This is a genomic window from Mesorhizobium sp. P5_C1, from assembly GCF_054049815.1.
The window spans coordinates 1-3,592 of the sequence record NZ_JBFULQ010000544.1 but is presented as its reverse complement, the minus strand read 5'-3'; the positions used below and the strand labels follow the sequence as shown (position 1 = coordinate 3,592).

The window sequence follows — 3,592 nt, the reverse complement described above, 5'->3', positions numbered from 1 at the left end:
ATCGTCATCTTGGCCTCCTTGCCGGAGTTCGCGAAGCACGGGTTTGCGCGTCAGTGCCCGGATCCGAAAAACGCCAGCCTGTTGAAAAGGGTGTAGTCGGCTTCGAAGACCATCATTGTCGTGAACACCAGCACCAGTATCGGCGGCAGGATGATCGCGTAGGCCAGCGCCAGCCGCTCCCAGGCCATGTGCATGAAGACGGCCACGATCAGCCCTGCCTTGAGGATCATGAAAATCAGGATCAGCGACCATCTGAGATAGCCCTGCAGGCCGAAATAATCGACCAGGTAGGAGCAGGTGCTGAGGATGAACAGCCATGCCCAGACCACCAGATAGAGCTTGATCGGATGTTCCTGATGCTCGTCGGCGTGGGCGACGGCCGCCGGCGCCTCATGTGCATGACCAGCATGCAGCGCGTGTTGTCCGAGGCCGTTTGCGGTTGCTTCTGCCATGTCTGCCTCTCACCAAAGATAGAAGAATGCGAAGATGAASACCCAGACSAGRTCGACGAAGTGCCAGTASAGCCCCRTGATCTCGACGTTCTCGTAGCGGCCCGTGCGGCTGGTGAAGAAGCCGCGCCGTCCGGTGTCGAAATCGCCGCGCCAGACCTTTCGCGCCACGATGATCAGGAAGATCACCCCAATCGTCACATGAGTGCCGTGGAAACCGGTGATCATGAAGAAAGACGAACCGAATTGTGCCGCGCCCCAGGGATTGCCCCAGGGCCGCACCCCTTCAGTGATCAGCTTGGTCCATTCGAAGGCCTGCATGCCGACAAAGGTCGCGCCGAGTGCCGCGGTCAGAAGCATGAGGATTGCCGTCTTGCGGCGGTCGCGGCGATAGCCGAAATTGACAGCCATGGCCATCGTTCCGCTGCTTGAGATCAGCACGAAGGTCATGATGGCAATCAGGATAAGCGGGATATCCGAGCCGCCGATGCGAAGCGCAAAGACTTCGCTCGGATTGGGCCACGGCACGCGTGTCGACATACGCGCGGTCATGTAGGAGAGCAGGAAGCAGCCGAAGATGAAGGTGTCGCTGAGCAGGAAGATCCACATCATGGCCTTGCCCCAGGACACGTTCTTGAACGCACGCTGATCCGAGGACCAGTCGGCGGCAATGCMTTGCCAGCCTGAGGGCCGCGGCTCCGTCTTGCCGATCTGCGTCAGTGTCTCTGCCATCCGCTTGATCCCTTCAGGTCAGCAACTGTCGGCAAATGTCGATGAACGTAGCGGCCCAGCCGGCCAGCAGGGCAAAGATGGCGAGCCAGACGAAGAGCAGGAAATGCCAGTACATGGCGCACAGTTCGACGCCGAGGCGAAGCCGCTCGGGTCGTGCTCCGTTCCATGCGCCGACAGTTGTTCTGCCCAGGCCCACCAGCCCGCCCAGTATGTGCAGGCCATGCATGCCGGTGATCAGGTAGAAAAAGCTGTTGGCCGGATTCGAGCTCAGCAGATAGCCGTCGTCGGTCATCTGCCGCCATGCCATGAGCTGTYCGATCAGGAAGGCAAGCGCCGTGAGCCCGGCCGTCGCAAGGCAGAGCCTGACCATGTCGATCTGACCGTTGCGTGCCGCCACCACGGCGCATTGCAGCGCGATGCTGCTCAGGACCAGCACGCCCGTGTTCAGCCAGAGCAGGCGCGGCAGCGGCAGAGGCCGCCAGTCCGACAGGCCCATGCGCATGAAGTAAGCGCTGGTGAACAGCGAAAACAGGCAGCCGACGACGGCGAGGAAGACGCCGAGGCCGATCTTGGCGGTGGGCAGCGCCGACCGGTCGAGGCCGACAAAATCGCCGGCCAGACCTTGTTCTAGCCATGGCTTGGCGGTCAGCCGCTGGTGCGAAAGCCACCATCCGGCAAACCCGGCAATGACGAGCAGGAAGACCAGGATGACGCTCATGCCGGCTCCCTCGAGGGGCCGAAGGTGCCCGGCATGTTCTGCGGGATGAAATCCTCCTTGGCGCCCGGTACGCTGTAGTCATAGGGCCAGCGATAGACGATCGGCAGGTCCTTGCCGAAATTGCCGTGCGTCGGCGGTGTATGCGGCGTCTGCCATTCGAGGGTCGTGGCCCGCCACGGATTGCCGCCGGCCTCGCGGCCATGGCGGATGCTCCAGATCAGATTGAACAGGAACACCATTTGGGCAAAGCCGACGATGAAGGCCATGATGCTGATGAACGAGTTCAGGTGGTGGGCCGACTCCGTCATGATGGTCATGTCGGTCAGTTCAGCGTAGCGCCGCGGCACGCCCATCAGGCCGAGGTAGTGCATGGGGAAGAAAATCAGGTAGGCGCCGAGGAAGGTGACCCAGAAATGGAACCGGCCCAACGTCTCGTCGAGCATCCGGCCGGTGACCTTCGGGTACCAATGGTAGATCGCGCCAAAAACCACGAGGATCGGGGCGACACCCATGACCATATGGAAATGGGCGACGACGAACATCGTGTCGGACAGCGGAACATCGACGACGACATTGCCGAGAAACAACCCGGTCAGCCCGCCATTTACAAAGGTGACGATGAACGCCAGGGCAAAGAGCATGGGTATGGTGAGATGGATGTCGCCCCTCCATAGGGTCAGCACCCAATTGTAGACCTTGATGGCGGTCGGAACGGCGATGATCAGCGTCGTGGTGGCGAAGAAGAAGCCAAAATAGGGGTCCATGCCGCTGACGTACATGTGGTGCGCCCAGACSACGAAGCTCAGCGCGCCAATGCCGACGATGGCCCAGACCATCATCCGGTAGCCGAAGATGTTCTTGCGTGCATGGGTGCTGATCAGGTCGGATACGATGCCGAACGCCGGCAGCGCCACGATGTAGACCTCGGGATGGCCGAAGAACCAGAACAGGTGCTGGAACAGGATCGGGCTGCCGCCATTGTGCTGCAGTTGCTCGCCCATCTCGGAGATCGCCGGCATGAAGAAGCTGGTGCCGAGGGCGCGGTCGAGCAGCATCATCACGCAGGCGACGAACAGCGCCGGAAAGGCGAGCAGGGCCATGACGGTCGCGGTGAAGATGCCCCAGACGGTCAGCGGCAGGCGCATCATTGTCATGCCGCGCGTACGGCCCTGCAGCACAGTCACCACATAGTTCAGGCCGCCCATCGTGAAGCCGATGATGAACAGGATCAGCGAGGACAGCATCAGGATGATGCCCCAGTCCTGGCCGCCAGGTGTGCCGCTCATGATGGCCTGCGGCGGGTAGAGCGTCCAGCCGGCCCCAGTCGGTCCGCCTGGCGCAAAGAAGCTCGACACCAGAACCAGCACGGCGAGAAGGTAGATCCAGTAGCTCAGCATGTTGACATAGGGAAAGACCATGTCACGCGCGCCGACCATCAATGGGATCAGATAGTTGCCAAAGCCGCCGAGGAAGAGGGCGGTGAGCAGGTAGATCACCATGATCATGCCGTGCATGGTGATGAACTGGTAGTAGGCTTCCGGAGTGATGAAGTCGAACGTACCGGGGAAGCCGAGCTGCAGCCGCATCAGCCAGGACAGCACCAGGGCGACCAGGCCTATCCCCGTCGCTGTCGCCGAATATTGGATGGCGATGACCTTGGCGTCCTGCGAGAAGACGTATTTCGTCCACCAAC

General features: G+C 61.2%; 4 protein-coding genes. All 4 read right to left on the bottom strand.

Features of this window, described 5'->3' with window-relative positions:
- Nucleotides 1-50: 50 nt before the first annotated feature.
- Nucleotides 51-452, bottom strand: coding sequence for a cytochrome C oxidase subunit IV family protein (locus ACXJ7R_RS27575; RefSeq protein ID WP_457154585.1), 402 nt, complete (start codon nt 450-452; stop codon nt 51-53).
- A 9-nt stretch (nt 453-461) separates the two neighbouring features.
- Nucleotides 462-1,181: a heme-copper oxidase subunit III family protein gene (locus ACXJ7R_RS27570; RefSeq protein WP_457154584.1), complete on the bottom strand. Its 720-nt coding sequence runs from the start codon at nt 1,179-1,181 to the stop codon at nt 462-464.
- Between the two features lie 13 nt (nt 1,182-1,194).
- Nucleotides 1,195-1,899, bottom strand: a complete 705-nt coding sequence (locus ACXJ7R_RS27565; protein WP_457154583.1) for a cytochrome c oxidase subunit 3 — start codon at nt 1,897-1,899, stop codon at nt 1,195-1,197.
- The coding region (gene ctaD, locus ACXJ7R_RS27560; RefSeq protein WP_457154582.1) for a cytochrome c oxidase subunit I at nt 1,896-3,592 on the bottom strand (1,697 nt) is incomplete at its 5' end. The genes ACXJ7R_RS27565 and ctaD, both read right to left, overlap by 4 nt.